The following is a 15,615-nucleotide window of genomic DNA, read 5'->3' as shown; positions in this document are numbered from 1 at the left end:
TCCGTCCCGGACCGGCCGGGTGCGCCCCGGTGCCGTCCTCGGGCGGTCCGCGCGCGGGCGAGGGTGTCCGGAGTGTCACGCGGCCCGGGCACCCGCGTGTGTCGCGACAATCCGTGCACCGATGTGCGTACGCCGTAGAGTGGCGCCCATTGCCCCGCCTCCGATCCCCAGTTGGACTGATGAACTACAACGTGAAGCGTCGTGCCGTCGCGCTGCTGGCCGTACCCGCCCTGCTGTTCACCGCCGCGTGCGGATCGGACGGTGACGACGACGGCGGCTCCGCGGAAGGAGTCGCCGTGGTGAAGGGAGAGGTCGGGCAGAAGCCGAAGATCTCTGTCCCCAAGGGTGACCCGTCGGACAAGACGGTGGTCAGGACCGTGTCCGAGGGGGACGGGAAGGTGATCAAGAAGTCGGACTTCGTCCGGCTGGACTGGACCGTCGAGAAGTGGGACGGCGCCAAGGAGCTCGGCGGCACCTGGGCCTCGGCGAGCAGCGGCAGCACGCCGCGCCAGCAGGCCGTGGAGCGCGTCGGCCAGCAGAGCCAGCAGCTGCCCGCCAAGGTGCTCGACGCCGTCGAGGGCAAGAAGCAGGGCAGTCGCGTCCTGGTGCAGGGCACCGCGGGCGACCTGATCGGCGAGAACCTGAACACGTCCTCCGGCATCGCCAAGAAGGACGTCCTCGTCTGGGTGGTCGACGCTGCCGGTGCCGCCGCCGTCGACCCCAAGGCGGAGGTCAAGGGTGAGCAGGCCGCCCCGGCGCCGGGCATGCCGGTGGTGAAGGCCCCCTCGCAGAAGGCGGCGATCATCACCGTCCCGAAGAACACCAAGGCGCCCAAGGACCTCAAGGAGCAGGTGCTCATCAAGGGCACCGGTCCGAAGGTCAAGGCGGGCCAGGGCCTCATCGCCCAGTACACCGGTGTGAAGTGGGAGGACGGCAAGACGTTCGACTCCTCCTGGAACCACGGGGGTGCCACCGGCTTCCAGATCGGCACCGGTTCCGTGGTGCAGGGCTGGGACAAGGGCCTCGTCGGCAAGAACGTGGGCGACCGTGTCCTGCTGGTGATCCCGCCCTCGCTGGCCTACGGCTCGAACCCGCAGAGCGAGCTGGCCAAGAACACGCTGGTCTTCGTAGTGGATATCCTCGGAACGGTCTGACCGCGGTGTCAGTGACACCGTCCGGGACCGTGCCGCGTAACAAGGAGCAATGAAGTGAGCATCGAGAAGCCCGAGATCGACTTCCCGGGCGGCGAGCCCCCGGCGGACCTCGAGATCAAGGACATCTGGGAGGGCGACGGGCCGGTCGCCAAGGCCGGTGACACGGTCAAGGTCCACTACGTGGGCGTGGCCTTCTCGACCGGCGAGGAGTTCGACGCCTCCTGGAACCGCGGCACGCCGCTGCAGTTCCAGCTCGGTGTCGGCCAGGTCATCTCCGGCTGGGACCAGGGCGTGCAGGGCATGAAGGTCGGCGGCCGTCGCCAGCTGACCATCCCGGCGCACCTCGCGTACGGCGACCGCGGTGCCGGCGGCCGGATCGCCCCGGGCGAGACGCTGATCTTCGTCTGCGACCTGATCTCGGTCTGAGCCGTCGAAGGGACCGCACCCGATCCGGTCGTCGTCGGAATCGGATCGTGGTCAGGTCTTCGTCCGCCGTGTGATCGAAATCTGACCGGACCCGATCAACTGGGCCCATGCCTGTCCGGCATGGGCCCTCGGCTTTTGCCGCGACACTCCGGAGCGGTACGGTCATCGGTCGGAAGCACCATAGGAAGGGCGTCGATGGCCATTGCCAAGGCCGAGCGGCTGATGAACCTCGCGCTGTGTCTGCTCGGGACCCGGCGGCCACTCAGCAAGCGCGAGCTGCGCGAGTCCATCGAGGCCTACCTGGAGGCCGGGTCGGACGACTCCTTCAACCGGATGTTCGAGCGCGACAAGGACGATCTGCGCGAACTCGGCCTGGTCATCGCGACCGTGGAGAACCTCGACGGCGAGGTCGGCTATCTCGCCCGCCGCGACAGCAACCGCCTGCCGCCGATCACGCTCGACGCCGAGGAGGCCGCCGCCCTGGGCCTGCTCGCCAAGGTGTGGCAGCAGGCCCGCCTGGCCGGAGCGGCGAGCGGCGCCCTGCAGAAGCTGCGCGCCGCCGGCCTGCCCGAGGACGTCGACCCGTACGAGGTCCACGGCGCCCTGGAGCCGCACATCCCCGTGCACGAGGCGGCCTTCGAACCGCTGATGCTGGCCTGCCGCGACCGCCGCCCGGTCACCTTCGAGTACCGGAAGGCCACCGCCGCCCGGCCCGAACCCCGCACGGTCGAACCCTGGGCCCTGGAGTGCTGGCGCGGCCACTGGTACCTGGCGGGCTGGGACCGCGACCGCGGTGCCGAACGCGTCTTCAGGCTCTCGCGGATCACCGGCAAGGTCCGCAGCCGCTCCGGGAAGTTCACGGCCGAGGTGCCCGACGTCGTCACCGTGCGGGTGACGGTCGCGAGCTGGGCCGGGGAGAACGCCGACCGCTCCGCCCGGATCCGGCTGCGCGCGGGTGCCGGCTACCCGCTGCGCGCCAAGGCCGCCTCCGTACGGGAACTCGGCGACGGGTGGGACGAGTTGGAGATTCCATACGGGCACGGCCTGGACGCCTGGCTCGTGGAGTTCGGGCCGGACGTGGTGGTCCTCGAGCCCGCCGAGCTGCGGGCCGAGGTAGTGGACCGGCTGCGCGCCGTGGCCAAGGGCTGAGGGGGACACGACAACGTGGCAGGCAAATCGGCCAAGCCGGCGAACGCCATCGACCAGACCCGGCGGATGCTGTCGCTGGTGACCTATCTGCGCGAGCGCCCCGGCGCGCGTGTCAGCGACGTCGCCCGCGCCTTCGGCATCAGCGAGGACGAGCTGATCTCCGACCTCGACGTGCTGCCGCTGTGCGGGACCAGCTTCCGCGGGGGCGACCTCCTCGACATCGACACCGACGGCGACCGCATCTGGTGGCACAACCCGGCCGCCCTCGGCGCCGAGGCCGCGGAGCCGCTGCGCCTGGCCGCCGACGAGGCGACCGCGCTGCTCGTGGCCGCCCGCGCGGTCTCCACGCTGCCCGGACTGCGCGAGGGCGACCGGCAGGCCCTGCTGCGGGCCACCGCCAAGGTCGAGGCCGCGGCGGGCGAGGCGGCGGGCGCCAGCTCCCGGCTCTCGGTCACCTTCGAGTCCGAGGGCGGTGTCTTCGCGGACGTCGACCGGGCCATCTCCGAGCGGCGCCGCCTGTGGATCCGCTACTACTCGCCCGCCCGCGACGAGCTCTCCGAGCGGGAGATCGACCCCATCCGCCTGGTCAGCGTCGGCCACACCTATGTCGAGGCGTGGTGCCGCCGCTCCGAGGCGCGCCGCACCTTCCGGCTGGACCGGGTCGCCGAGATCCGCATCCTGGACGAGCCGTCCGCGCCGCCCGAGATCGAGCTGCGGGACCTCTCCGAAGGCCTCGTGCAGCCCGCCGCCGAGGACCCCGAGGTGGTGATCGAGGTCGGCCCCGGCGGTCGCTGGGTCGCCGAGTACTACCCCCACGACACCGCCGAGGAACTGCCCGACGGCGGACTGCGGATCACGCTGCGGGCCCCCGACCCGGCCTCGCTGCGCCGGCTCGCGCTGCGACTCGGCGGAGACGGCCGGATCGTGTCGCCGCAGGACCTCGCGGACAGCGCCCGCCGGGCGGCCCGCGAGGCGCTCGCGGCGTACGACGGGCCCGAGCCGCACGGAGCGCTCGGCGCACCCCGGCCGGCCACCGGGCAGGCCGCGCCCCACGGAGTTCAGGACGAGCTGTACGACAGGCAGGAGCAGGGGCTGTGAGCACGTCGGCGATCTCTGGTGCACATGACATGTCGGTGGCGTCGGCGTTCGCCGGGATGACGAGGGTCGCTCCCGTGCTGTTCAGAGCCGCCTGCCCCGACTGCCGGGGCCGCTTCGAGCTCTCCGCCGCGGCGCTGCGGCTGGCCGTCGGCGCCAGCAGCCGCACCACGTTCTACTCCTTCACCTGCCCCGACTGCGGGGAGGCTGTGCGCAAGCCGGCCGGTGAGCGGATCGTCGAACTGCTCATCGGCGGCGGGGTGCGGACCCTGCGCCTGCACTCCGGGATCTGAGGGACAGGCGCTAGGGTCGACGACATGTTCTGGCCGATGTTCGCGATCGCTGTGGGTTTCCTGGGAATCGCCGTGCTCGGCGTGCTGGCTGTCCGCGTCTTCCTGGAGGCGCAGCGCCTCGGACGGCAGGTGGCCGATTCGGCGCAGCGCATCAACCGTGCCGCGGAGGATCTGGAGCGGGTCGCCGTGATCACCGCCCGCTCCGTGGACACCCTGTGAGTCACGGGTTCCCGGCCGTCCGAGGGGCTTCCGGCCTGTCGAGGCGGCGGGGCAGCCGGGTACGCTGCTTGTTGTGGCCCGGATAACGAGGCGCGGGCCGCGAACTGGGAGTACGCACAGGGATTGCCTCGCGTTTACCCCTGAGCGTTACGATCGCAGTCAGCACGACGATCGGGCACCTGTCCGACCGATCGAACAGCTCCCAATCCAGCCGCCTCGGTGAGAAGGTAAAGACTTATGTTCGGAAGGCTCGGCGCCCCCGAGATCATTCTCATCCTCGTCGTCATCATCCTGCTGTTCGGCGCGAAGAAGCTTCCGGACATGGCGCGTTCGCTCGGCAAGTCCGCTCGCATCCTCAAGAGCGAGGCCAAGGCCATGAAGTCGGAGGGCCACGACCCGGCCCCCGCGGGCCCGCCGAACACCGACGAGCAGTCCCCCTCTCAGCGCACCATCCAGGCCGCGCCCGGCGACGTGACCAGCTCGCGCCCGGTGGCCGAGCCGACGGACACGACCAAGCGCTGACGCAGGGCCGGAGGCCTCCGGCCCGCCGCACGAGATGAGGACGTGGGTTGCTCAAGTCTGCCCGCAAGAAGGAGAGGGATCCCGAGGGACGGATGCCCCTCGCGGAACACCTTCGTGAGCTCCGCAACCGGCTCGCGAAGGCGATGCTGGCCATCGTCGCCGTCACGGTCGTGGCCGCGTTCTTCTACTACGACATCATCAACTTCATCACGGAGCCGATTCTCAGCAAGGTCGGCTGCCACCAGACCTTCGAGGAACTGTCCAAGTCCTCCAAGGACCAGTGCGCCCAGCTGACGGTCAGCGGTCTGCTCATGCCGTTCACGCTGGCCCTGAAGGTGTCCCTGATGGCCGGTGTCGTCCTGGCGTCCCCGGTCTGGCTCTACCAGCTGTGGGCGTTCATCGCGCCCGGCCTGCACCGGCACGAGAAGAAGTACGCCTACGGGTTCGTGGGCCTCGGCGCCCCGCTCTTCCTCGGCGGCGCCTACTTCGCCTACAAGGTGCTGCCCACCACGGCGAAGGTACTGCTGGACTTCACGCCCGACGGGGCGGTCAACCTGCTGCCGCTGGACGACCTGCTCGACCTCGTGACGCGCATGGTGGTCGTCTTCGGCCTGTCCTTCGAGCTGCCGCTGCTGCTCATCTTCCTGAACCTCACGGGGATGATCACCGGCAAGCGCATGCTGGGCTGGTGGCGGGGGATGATCCTGGGCATCACGCTGTTCGCGGCCCTCGCGACGCCCAGCACGGACCCGCTGAGCATGCTGGCCCTCGCGGGCCCGATCTGGGTCCTGTACTTCTTCGCCGTGCTCTTCTCCCTCCTGAACGACCGGCGCAGGCGGCGGCGCGATGCCGAGGGCCCCGCCGACGACGAGGCTTCCGAGCTCGACCTCACCCCCGAGGACATCGGCGAGATCGAAGCCGTCCCGGCCGGACGGGCGCTGCCCGAGCAGGCGAGCACGGACCGGGTCAACGGTTATGACGACGTGACCTGACGAAGACCGGGACCTCGTAAGGTCAGGCCGTGACCAGCGAGATCACCCTCTTCGTCAACCCCACCGCGGGCCGCGGCCGGGGCGCCCACGCGGCGCAGCCGGCCGCTTCGGCGTTGCGGGCGGCGGGCTTCCTGGTGCGGACGGTCCTCGGCGCGGACGCCGGGGACGCACTCACGCGCGCGCGTGCCGCCGTCTCGGAGGGCACCGGCGCCCTGGTGGCCGTCGGCGGCGACGGGATGGCGAGCCTCGCCCTGCAGGCCGTCGCCGGTACGCGCACGCCGCTCGGGCTGGTCGCCGTCGGCACCGGGAACGACTTCGCGCGGGCCCTCGGGCTCCCGGTGCGCGACCCCGCGGCAGCGGGGCGGCAGATCGCCGACGCCCTCAAGTCCGCCCGGCTGCGCGACGTCGACCTCGGGCGGGTCGGCGGCACCTGGTTCGGCACCGTCCTCGCCTCCGGCTTCGACTCCCGGGTGAACGACCGGGGCAACCGGATGCGGTGGCCCGCCGGCCGCTTCAAGTACGACCTGGCCATGCTCGCGGAACTGGCCTCCTTCAAGCCGTTCCCGTACCGGATCACGCTGGACGACGGCGACGTCCGGGAGGTCGAGGCGACGCTGGTGGCCGTCGGCAACGGCTCGTCGTACGGCGGCGGCATGAGGATCTGTGCCGACGCCGACCTCGGCGACGGGCTCTTCGACGTCACCGTCGTCGGGGACTGCAGCCGTACGACGCTGCTCAAGGTGTTCCCGAAGGTGTACCGGGGCACGCACCTCGGCCATCCCAAGGTGACCGTCCACCGGGCCGCCCGGGTCGAGCTGGTGGCCGACGGCATCACCGGGTACGCGGACGGCGAGCCGCTCGGGCCGCTGCCGCTGACCGCGGAGTGCGTGCCCGCAGCGGTCCGCGTCGCCGCTCCCTGACCTGCTGAGCTGGGCGGATCCGGGTCCCGGGCCGGCGGATCCGGATAATGATCGTCCTGTTGTCAGTGGCTGCCGGTAGGCTCGAAAGCACGATGACAGAGGACCTCTCACCGGCCGAGCGGTACGCGGCAGCACGGAAGCGCGCTGCCGAGCAGGCCACCGCGCTCGCCTCCTTCCGCGAGATGTACGACTTCGGCCTCGACCCCTTCCAGATCGAGGCCTGTCAGGCGCTCGAAGCGGGCAAGGGCGTTCTGGTGGCCGCGCCCACCGGCTCGGGCAAGACGATCGTCGGCGAGTTCGCCGTCCACCTCGCCCTCCAGCAGGGCAAGAAGTGCTTCTACACGACCCCCATCAAGGCGCTCTCCAACCAGAAGTACGCCGACCTCGCCCGCCGGTACGGCGCGGACAAGGTCGGCCTGCTCACGGGCGACAACAGCGTGAACTCCGACGCCCCGGTGGTCGTGATGACCACCGAGGTGCTGCGCAACATGCTCTACGCCGGCTCGCAGACCCTGCGCGGCCTCGGGTTCGTCGTCATGGACGAGGTGCACTACCTCTCCGACCGCTTCCGGGGCGCCGTCTGGGAAGAAGTGATCATCCACCTCCCCGAGTCGGTGACCCTCGTGTCGCTCTCGGCGACCGTGTCGAACGCCGAGGAGTTCGGCGACTGGCTGGACACGGTGCGCGGCGACACCCAGGTGATCGTCTCCGAGCACCGGCCCGTGCCGCTCTTCCAGCACGTGCTCGCCGGACGGCGGATGTACGACCTCTTCGAGGAGGGCGAGGGCCACAGGAAGGCCGTCAACCCCGACCTCACCCGCCTGGCGCGGATGGAGGCGAGCCGTCCGTCCTACCAGGACCGCAGACGGGGCCGCGCCATGCGCGAGGCGGACCGCGAGCGCGAGCGCCGGCAGCGCTCGCGCGTGTGGACGCCCAGCCGGCCCGAGGTCATCGAGCGGCTCGACTCGGAAGGGCTGCTGCCCGCCATCACGTTCATCTTCAGCCGCGCGGCCTGCGAGGCCGCCGTCCAGCAGTGCCTGTACGCGGGCCTCAGGCTGAACGACGACGAGGCACGGACGCGGGTCCGCGAACTCGTCGAGGAGCGCACCGCCTCCATCCCCACGGAGGACCTGCACGTCCTCGGCTACTACGAGTGGCTGGAGGGCCTGGAGCGCGGCATCGCGGCCCACCACGCGGGCATGCTGCCGACGTTCAAGGAGGTCGTCGAGGAGCTCTTCGTGCGCGGTCTCGTCAGGGCCGTGTTCGCCACGGAGACCCTCGCGCTCGGCATCAACATGCCGGCCCGGTCGGTGGTGCTGGAGAAGCTCGTCAAGTGGAACGGTGAGCAGCACGCCGACATCACCCCCGGCGAGTACACGCAGCTGACCGGCCGCGCGGGCCGCCGCGGCATCGATGTCGAGGGCCACGCGGTCGTCCTGTGGCAGCGCGGAAGCAGCCCCGAGCACCTGGCGGGACTCGCTGGCACACGGACGTATCCGCTGCGTTCCAGCTTCAAGCCGTCGTACAACATGGCCGTGAACCTGGTGGAACAGTTCGGCAGGCACCGCTCGCGCGAGCTGCTGGAGACGTCGTTCGCCCAGTTCCAGGCCGACAAGTCGGTCGTCGGCATCTCCCGGCAGGTGCAGCGCAACGAGGAGGGGCTCGAGGGCTACAAGGAGTCCATGACCTGCCACCTCGGGGACTTCGAGGAGTACGCGCGGCTGCGCCGTGAGCTCAAGGACCGTGAGACCGAGCTGGCCAAGCAGGGCGCGGCCCAGCGCCGGGCCGAGGCGGCCGTCGCCCTGGAGAAGCTCAAGCCCGGCGACGTGATCCACGTGCCGACCGGCAAGTACGCGGGGCTGGCGCTCGTGCTGGACCCGGGGCTGCCCGCCGGCCGGTCCAACGGCCACCGGGGCTTCGAGCACGTCGACGGCCCGCGCCCGCTGGTGCTCACCGCCGAGCGTCAGGTCAAGCGGCTGGCCTCGATGGACTTCCCGGTGCCCGTGGAGGCGCTGGAGCGGATGCGGATCCCCAAGTCCTTCAACGCGCGTTCACCGCAGTCCCGCCGCGACCTGGCCTCCGCGCTGCGTACCAAGGCCGGGCACATCGTCCCGGACCGGTTGCACAAGAAGCGGTCCGCGGCGGCCGACGACCGTGAGATCGCCCGGCTGCGCACCGCCATCCGGGCCCACCCCTGCCACGGGTGCAGCGACCGCGAGGACCACGCCCGCTGGGCCGAGCGCTACCACCGGCTGGTGCGCGACACCTCGCAGCTGGAGCGCCGCATCGAGGGCCGGACGAACACGATCGCCCGCACCTTCGACCGCATCGTCGCGCTGCTGACCGAGCTGGACTACCTGCGCGGCGACGAGGTCACCGAGCACGGCAAGCGGCTCGCCCGGCTCTACGGCGAACTCGACCTGCTCGCCAGCGAGTGCCTGCGCGCCGGCGTCTGGGAAGGACTGGGCCCGGCCGAACTGGCCGCGTGCGTCTCCGCGTTGGTGTACGAGTCCCGGGTCGGCGACGACGCCATGGCGCCGAAGGTGCCGTCCGGCAGGGCCAAGGACGCGCTCGGCGAGATGGTCCGCATCTGGGGCCGTCTCGACGCCCTGGAGGAGGACTTCCGGATCAGGCAGACCGAGGGGGTCGGCCAGCGCGAGCCGGACCTCGGTTTCGCCTGGGCCGCCTACCAGTGGGCGTCAGGAAAGGGTCTCGACGAGGTGCTGCGCGAGGCGGAGATGCCCGCGGGCGACTTTGTGCGCTGGTGCAAGCAGGTCATCGACGTGCTGGGCCAGATCTCGGCCGCCGCGCCGGTCTCCGGCCAGACCTCGACGGTCGCGAAGAACGCCCGCAAGGCGGTCGACGGGCTGCTGCGCGGTGTCGTGGCCTACTCCTCGGTGGGGTAGCGGGTCCCGTCCCTCCGACTCGGTGCGCCGTCCCCGGAAGGGGGCGGCGCACCTGCGTGTGCCCGGCGTTCTTCCGGCGGGGTACGCGGCAGGGCGTGCGTGCACCGGCAGAACGGTGCTTTCGCACGTCCGTGCGCCGTCACGGAACGTGTGCGAGTGAAGCCTGAGCGTGCAAATGGGGTTGAGGGTACTCCTGCCTCGTGGGCGATTTCAGGGGCTTGCCGAACATGACACGGCGATGATCCGGTCGGACTAAGCTCGCCCGCAGCGCACCGAGTTGAGATGAATTCGTGCGCTTGTTCCCAAGAGTTCCAAAGGTCCAGAACGATCCCCCCACTCCAGCCGATTTGTCTCAGAGGGCATACATGGTGAGTGTTCAATCGCCTCCCGGTGGCCGCGAACTTCCCTACGCGCGCGTGCTGTTGCTGCCGGCCATACTGATGGCCGCGGTGTCCGGGGCCGCCGTCGCCGTGGTGACGGAACCGGCCAGGACCGCCGTCGGCTGGTGCGGGGCCGTGGCCACGCTCCTGGTGACCGCGACCGCGGCGGAGGCGGTACGCCGCGGCCGCGTCGCCCGCGCCCTGCGCGCCGACCTCACGCACCGGACCGCCTGCCTGGAACAGCGCTTGGCCGGCCACGACCAGGAGATCGTGCGCCTCGGCACCGAACTGCTGCCGGCCGCGCTGCACCGGCTGCGCGGCGGAGAACCCGTCTCGAGCGTGCTGCGCACCCTCATCGACGCCGATCCCGCCCACCGCGAACTCTCCCACGCGCAGCGCGTCTTGACGCGGGCCGTGCTCGACATCGTGGATCACGAGACCGCGCTGCGCGACTCCGCCCAGCGCGCCTTCGTCAACATCGCCCGGCGCGTCCAGGCGATCGTCCACCAGCAGGCCAACGAACTCCGCGAGATGGAGGAGGACCACGGGCGCAACCCCGAGGTCTTCGACGACCTGCTGCGCATCGACCACGGCACCGCGCTGATCGGCCGCCTCGCCGACTCCATCGCCGTGCTCGGCGGCGGCCGCCCCGGACGCCAGTGGCCCGCGCCCGTACCGCTGTTCAGCGTGCTGCGCGGCGCGATGTCCCGGATCCTCGAATACCGCCGCATCGAACTGCATGCGATCGCGGAGGTCGCCGTCGACGGCATCTCCGTCGAACCGCTCATCCACGCCTGCGCCGAACTCCTCGACAACGCCACGCGCTACTCGCCCCCGCAGACCAAGGTGCACGTCACCGCCGTCGAGGTGCAGACCGGGATCGCCATCGAGATCGAGGACGGCGGCGTCAGCCTCAGCGAGGAGGCCCGCGGCCGGGCCGAGAACATGCTCCGGCTGGCCCAGGCCGGCATCGACCTCAACGACCTGGGGGAGGCCCCGCGCCTCGGTATGGCCGTCGTCGGCCGCCTCTCGCAGATGTACGACATGCAGGTCTCGCTGCGGCAGTCCGCGTACGGCGGTGTCCGCGCCGTCCTCGTCGTGCCGCACGCCATGCTCACCACCGAGCCCGCCCCGGGCCTCGCCCACGGCATCGGCGCCGCCGCCGTGCCGCGCATGGACACCGGTGGCGTCGAGGGCCCTGCCCGCAAGCCCAAGAAGCGCCGCCCCACCACCGGACCCCGCGTCCCGGCCCCGACGGACGGCCACCTGGAGGACGACGCCCCCCAGGTGACCGAGTGGGCGCCCAACGGGCTGCCCCAGCGCCGCAGCCGCGTCAAGGTCTCGTTCACCCAGCGGATCGCCGAGGCCCGGGCCGCCGAGGCCGCCGCGGAGGCGGCCCGAGCGACCGCACCCGTCTGGACGCCCGAGCCCGCCCCCGAGCGGCAGGAGCCCGAACCGGGCCTGTGGGTCGAGGCGTTCATGAACGGACTCAAGGGCGGCGACCCCGCACCGGGGGCCCCGGCCACGAGCAACCAGCCGGCCCGCGTCGAGGCCGACGACGAGGGGGACCCCAAGTGATCCAGCAGCGAGCCAACTTCGACTGGATGCTCAAGGAGCTCTCCGACGGCGTCCCGGGCACCCACCAGATCGTGGTGCTCTCCGCCGACGGGCTGCGCATCGCCCGCTACGGCGGCGACCCGGACGCCGCCGACCGCCTCGCCGCCGCCTGCGCGGGACTGCAGAGCCTGGCCGGAGCGGTCGCGGGTGAGATCCCCGACAGCGACGGCCGGATGCGCATGGTCATCATCGAGATCGACGGAGGCTACTTCTACCTGATGTCGGCCGGCGCCAACGCCTACCTCGCGGTGCTCGCCGACCGGACCGTGGACGCCGGACTGATGAGCAATCGCATGCGCGACCTGGTCGTACGGATCGGAGCACATCTGACCAGCCCGCCGCGGCGCAACGGGCAGACCGTATGACTCCTCCCCGACGCCGACGGCGCCACCTCAAGGAAGAACAGCCTGCGGAGTCTCCCCGAACGAGCCAGGACGGCGGAATCCCCGAGCGGCTGTACGTGCTCACGGGCGGGGGCGAGGGCGGTGAGCGCGCCCCGCTCGACCTGGTCACCCTGGTCGTGGCGAACTCCGGAGCGCCCCCGCCCAACTCCCAGCCGGAACAGTCGGCGCTGCTCCGGCTCTGCGAGGCCCCCCTGTCCGTGGCCGAGATCTCGGCCTATCTGAATCTGCCGTTCAGCGTGGTGACCGTCCTGCTCACCGAGCTGCTGGCGGCCGAACTGGTACAGGCGCGCGCCCCGATCGTCCGCTCGGCGCTCCCCGACCGTTCCCTCCTCGAAGCGGTGATGCATGGACTTCAAAAGCTCTGACACCATCACGGGCCCTCGCACCGCGGACCATCTGCCGCACACGGCGCAGGCCGCCGTGAAGGTCGTGATCGTGGGCGGCTTCGGAGTCGGCAAGACGACCATGGTGGGCTCCGTCAGCGAGATCAGGCCGCTGACCACCGAGGAGACCATGACGCAGGCCGGCATCGGAGTCGACGACAACTACGGCTCGGAGACCAAGACGGCCACCACCGTCGCCATGGACTTCGGGCGCATCAGCATCACGGAGCAGCTGGTGCTGTACCTGTTCGGCACGCCCGGCCAGGAACGCTTCTGGTTCCTGTGGAACGGCCTGTTCGAAGGCGCGCTCGGCGCGGTCGTCCTGGTCGACACCCGGCGGCTGGAGGTCAGCTTCGACGTCATCGGCCGCCTCGAGGAGCGCGGTGTGCCGTTCGTGATCGCCATGAACGACTTCCCGGACGCGCCCCGCTATCCGGTCGAGGACCTGCGCACGGCACTCGACCTGTCCGAGGAGATCCCCATCGTGAAGTGCGACGCGCGGCGCCGTGCCTCCAGCCGGGACGTCCTCATGACGCTGATGCGCTTCCTGCACTCGCTGGCGATGACGCCTACGTCCGCCTAGGGCCTGTCGTTTGGATCAGGCTGGCTGTGACCGACGGTTCGTCCGCGACGCCGGCGTGATCCAAACGACAGGCCCTAGGCCCGCTCCACCCCCGACACAGCAGATCCACCTCAGCCTCGGAGCCACCACCGTGACGACAGAACCCCACTCCCCGACCGGCATGGACGAGCCCACCCTCGGACCGCCGCCCGGCTGCCCCGCCCGCGGACTCGGACCCGGCGGGCTGCGCCGGCTGTACGGTCCCGACGCCGAGGACCTGTCCGCCCTGTACGAGAAGCTCCGGGCCGAACACGGCGCGGTGGCACCCGCGTTGCTCCACAACGACGTACCCATCTGGGTGGTGCTCGGGCACGGCGAGAACCTGCACATGGTGCGCACCCCCTCGCAGTACGCGCGCGACAGCCGGCTGTGGACCGCCGTACAGGACGGCACGGCGGGGCCCGACCACCCGCTCGCGCCGCACATCACCTGGCAGCCCATCTGTTCCCACGCCGAGGGCGACGAGCACCTGCGGCTGCGCGGCGCGGTCACCGGCGCCATGTCCACCATCGACCACCGCGGTATCCGCCGCCACATCAACCGCTTCACCCAGGTCCTGGTCAACCGGTTCTGCGAGCGGGGCACAGCCGAACTGGTCGGCCAGTTCGCCGAGCACCTGCCGATGGCCGTGATGTGCGAGATCCTCGGCATGCCCGAGGAGTACAACGACCGCATCGTGCAGGCCGCCCGTGACATGCTCCGCGGCACCGAGACGGCCATCGCCAGCCAGGCGTACGTGCTGAACGCCCTCCAGCGACTGACCGAACGCCGCCGCGAGCAGCCCGCCGAGGACTTCGCGAGCCAGCTGATCAGTCACCCGGCGGGGCTGACCGACGACGAGGTCACCAAGCACCTGTGGCTGGTCCTCATGGCGGCCTACGAGGCCACCGCCAACCTCCTCGCCAACGTGCTGCGCATGGTTCTCACCGACCCGCGGTTCCGGGCCCAGCTCAACGGCGGCCAGATGACGGTGCCCGAGGCGGTCGAGCAGTCCCTCTGGGACGAGCCGCCGTTCAGCACGGTCTTCGCCTACTTCGCCAAGCAGGACACGGAGTTGGGCGGTCAGCGCATCCGCCGGGGTGACGGCCTCCTCTTCGGCATCGCCCCCGGCAACGTCGACCCGCGCGTCCGCCCCGACCTCGCGGCGAACATGCAGGGCAACCGCTCCCACCTCGCCTTCGGCGGCGGCCCTCACGAGTGTCCGGGCCAGGACATCGGCCGTGCCATCGCCGACACGGGTGTCGACGCGCTGCTGATGCGCCTGCCGGACGTCGAACTGGACTGCGGGGAGCACGAGTTGCGCTGGACGTCCTCGATCGCCTCGCGCCACCTGGTCGAGCTGCCGGTGCAGTTCGCGCCCAAGCCCCAGCAGGACGTCGAGCAGCGCCCGGCCGCACACCCCCTGCCGGCGCCGCGGCCGGACTGGCAGGTCACGACCGCACCGTCGCCACAGCAGCCGGTGGCGCCGCCCGCCGGGCCCGCCGCCCCGCAGGAGGCGCGGCCGGGTGCGGATCCGGCCCGTCACCCCGGCGCCTGGCAGCGCCTGCTGCGCTGGTGGCGCGGCTACTGAGCCCAGTCGTCGTACGCGGACCACGCGCCGAGCATCCGGGCGCTGGCGAACCGGTGCTCGTGCCCCGTCAGCGGATCGGTGAACTCCAGTGCGCGCGCCAGCAGTTGCAGCGGGCGCCGGAAGTCACCGGCCGGAACGGGGCCGCTCACCACCGGATACAGCGGGTCGCCGAGGATGGGCACGCCCAACGTGCTCATGTGGAGCCGGAGTTGATGGGTCTGTCCGGTCTCGGGCGTGAGCCGGTAGCGGCCGAGACCGGCCCGGTGCTCCACGAGTTCGATCCGGCTCACGGCGTTCGGTTCGCCCTCGGTCTCCCGGGCGGCCGGCACGCCGCGTTCCTTGATGATCCGGCTGCGGACGGTCCGCGGCAACGCAAGACCGGGGGAGTACGGGGCCACCGCCTCGTACTCCTTGCGGACCAGTCTGTCGCGGAACAGCGTCTGGTACGCGCCCCGCTCCTGCGGCCGTACGGTGAACAGGACGAGCCCGGCCGTGAGCCGGTCGAGGCGGTGTGCGGCGCCCAGCGCCGGGATGCCCAGTTCGCGCCGCAGCCGGGCCAGCGCGGTCTCGGCGACATGGCTGCCGCGCGGGGTGGTGGCGAGGAAGTGCGGCTTGTCGGCGACCACGATGTGCTCGTCGCGGTGGACGACGTCGAGGGCGAACGGTACCCGCTCCTCGTCGGGCAGCTCGCGGTGGAACCACACGAACATGCCCGGCAGATAAGCCGTGTCCGGCCGTACGGGCCGCCCGTCCGCCCCGACGATCAGTCCGTCGCCGAGCATCCCGTCGATCACCCCGGGCCCCGCCGCGAGCCGCTCCACCAGGTGCTCGCGCACGGTCTTCCAGCTTCCGTCCTGCGGCAGCCTGATCCGCACGGGGTCCACCCCGTCGCGCTGCGGCAGGGGGGAGGGCGGGATCGGGGGCTTGCGTCTCATCGCGGTCAATCGTACGAGGCGCGGTCCA

Annotated in this window: 16 protein-coding genes; 15 read left to right on the top strand and 1 reads right to left on the bottom strand. The window is 71.3% G+C overall.

Going from position 1 to position 15,615, the window contains the following annotated elements; all coding sequences use genetic code 11:
- The first annotated feature begins 179 nt into the window (after positions 1–179).
- The 15 genes from AC069T_RS34435 (at position 180) to AC069T_RS34365 (ending at position 14,652) form a co-directional block, all read left to right on the top strand.
- Positions 180–1,154, top strand: a complete 975-nt coding sequence (locus tag AC069T_RS34435) for an FKBP-type peptidyl-prolyl cis-trans isomerase (RefSeq protein WP_478786490.1) — start codon at positions 180–182, stop codon at positions 1,152–1,154.
- 54 nt (positions 1,155–1,208) lie between these two features.
- Positions 1,209–1,580: an FKBP-type peptidyl-prolyl cis-trans isomerase gene (locus AC069T_RS34430; RefSeq protein WP_478786489.1), complete on the top strand. Its 372-nt coding sequence runs from the start codon at positions 1,209–1,211 to the stop codon at positions 1,578–1,580.
- Between the two features lie 195 nt (positions 1,581–1,775).
- Positions 1,776–2,729 (top strand): helix-turn-helix transcriptional regulator, encoded by a 954-nt coding sequence (locus AC069T_RS34425; RefSeq protein WP_478786488.1) that lies wholly within the window; start codon positions 1,776–1,778, stop codon positions 2,727–2,729.
- Between the two features lie 15 nt (positions 2,730–2,744).
- The gene (locus tag AC069T_RS34420; RefSeq protein WP_478786487.1) at positions 2,745–3,827 is read left to right on the top strand and encodes a helix-turn-helix transcriptional regulator; all 1,083 of its coding nucleotides are present in this window, start codon (positions 2,745–2,747) and stop codon (positions 3,825–3,827) included.
- Positions 3,824–4,117 carry a hypothetical protein gene (locus AC069T_RS34415; protein ID WP_478786486.1) on the top strand — a complete coding sequence of 98 codons (294 nt, stop codon included), beginning with the start codon at positions 3,824–3,826 and terminating at the stop codon, positions 4,115–4,117. Before AC069T_RS34420 ends, AC069T_RS34415 begins: the two co-directional genes overlap by 4 nt.
- Before the next feature lie 24 nt (positions 4,118–4,141).
- Positions 4,142–4,336, top strand: a complete 195-nt coding sequence (locus AC069T_RS34410; protein WP_358854635.1) for a hypothetical protein — start codon at positions 4,142–4,144, stop codon at positions 4,334–4,336.
- A 237-nt stretch (positions 4,337–4,573) separates the two neighbouring features.
- On the top strand, positions 4,574–4,858 hold the full coding sequence (gene tatA / locus AC069T_RS34405) for a Sec-independent protein translocase subunit TatA (RefSeq protein ID WP_358854636.1): 285 nt from the start codon (positions 4,574–4,576) through the stop codon (positions 4,856–4,858).
- A 47-nt stretch (positions 4,859–4,905) separates the two neighbouring features.
- Positions 4,906–5,850 (top strand): twin-arginine translocase subunit TatC, encoded by a 945-nt coding sequence (gene tatC / locus AC069T_RS34400; protein ID WP_478786485.1) that lies wholly within the window; start codon positions 4,906–4,908, stop codon positions 5,848–5,850.
- Positions 5,851–5,879: 29 nt separating this feature from the next.
- Positions 5,880–6,770, top strand: coding sequence for a diacylglycerol kinase (locus AC069T_RS34395; protein ID WP_478786484.1), 891 nt, complete (start codon positions 5,880–5,882; stop codon positions 6,768–6,770).
- A 47-nt stretch (positions 6,771–6,817) separates the two neighbouring features.
- Positions 6,818–9,676: a DEAD/DEAH box helicase gene (locus AC069T_RS34390; protein WP_478786483.1), complete on the top strand. Its 2,859-nt coding sequence runs from the start codon at positions 6,818–6,820 to the stop codon at positions 9,674–9,676.
- A gap of 365 nt (positions 9,677–10,041) precedes the next feature.
- A complete protein-coding gene (locus tag AC069T_RS34385) occupies positions 10,042–11,634 on the top strand; it encodes an ATP-binding protein (protein WP_478786482.1) in 1,593 nt (530 codons plus the stop codon).
- Positions 11,631–12,038 carry a roadblock/LC7 domain-containing protein gene (locus tag AC069T_RS34380; protein ID WP_478786481.1) on the top strand — a complete coding sequence of 136 codons (408 nt, stop codon included), beginning with the start codon at positions 11,631–11,633 and terminating at the stop codon, positions 12,036–12,038. The genes AC069T_RS34385 and AC069T_RS34380 overlap by 4 nt, the downstream gene beginning before the upstream one ends.
- Positions 12,035–12,442, top strand: coding sequence for a DUF742 domain-containing protein (locus AC069T_RS34375; protein WP_478786480.1), 408 nt, complete (start codon positions 12,035–12,037; stop codon positions 12,440–12,442). Before AC069T_RS34380 ends, AC069T_RS34375 begins: the two co-directional genes overlap by 4 nt.
- Positions 12,423–13,043 carry a GTP-binding protein gene (locus AC069T_RS34370; RefSeq protein ID WP_478786479.1) on the top strand — a complete coding sequence of 207 codons (621 nt, stop codon included), beginning with the start codon at positions 12,423–12,425 and terminating at the stop codon, positions 13,041–13,043. The genes AC069T_RS34375 and AC069T_RS34370 overlap by 20 nt, the downstream gene beginning before the upstream one ends.
- Before the next feature lie 130 nt (positions 13,044–13,173).
- On the top strand, positions 13,174–14,652 hold the full coding sequence (locus AC069T_RS34365) for a cytochrome P450 (RefSeq protein WP_478786478.1): 1,479 nt from the start codon (positions 13,174–13,176) through the stop codon (positions 14,650–14,652).
- Here the strand turns inward: AC069T_RS34365 and AC069T_RS34360 are convergent.
- A complete protein-coding gene (locus tag AC069T_RS34360; RefSeq protein WP_478786477.1) occupies positions 14,646–15,587 on the bottom strand; it encodes an RluA family pseudouridine synthase in 942 nt (313 codons plus the stop codon). The two genes, AC069T_RS34365 and AC069T_RS34360, sit on opposite strands and share 7 nt — an antisense overlap.
- Positions 15,588–15,615: the final 28 nt, after the last annotated feature.

The organism is Streptomyces sp. NPDC043867 (genome assembly GCF_056435845.1).
Note: the sequence above shows the minus strand (reverse complement) of the source record. Positions and strands in the feature narration are given on the sequence as shown.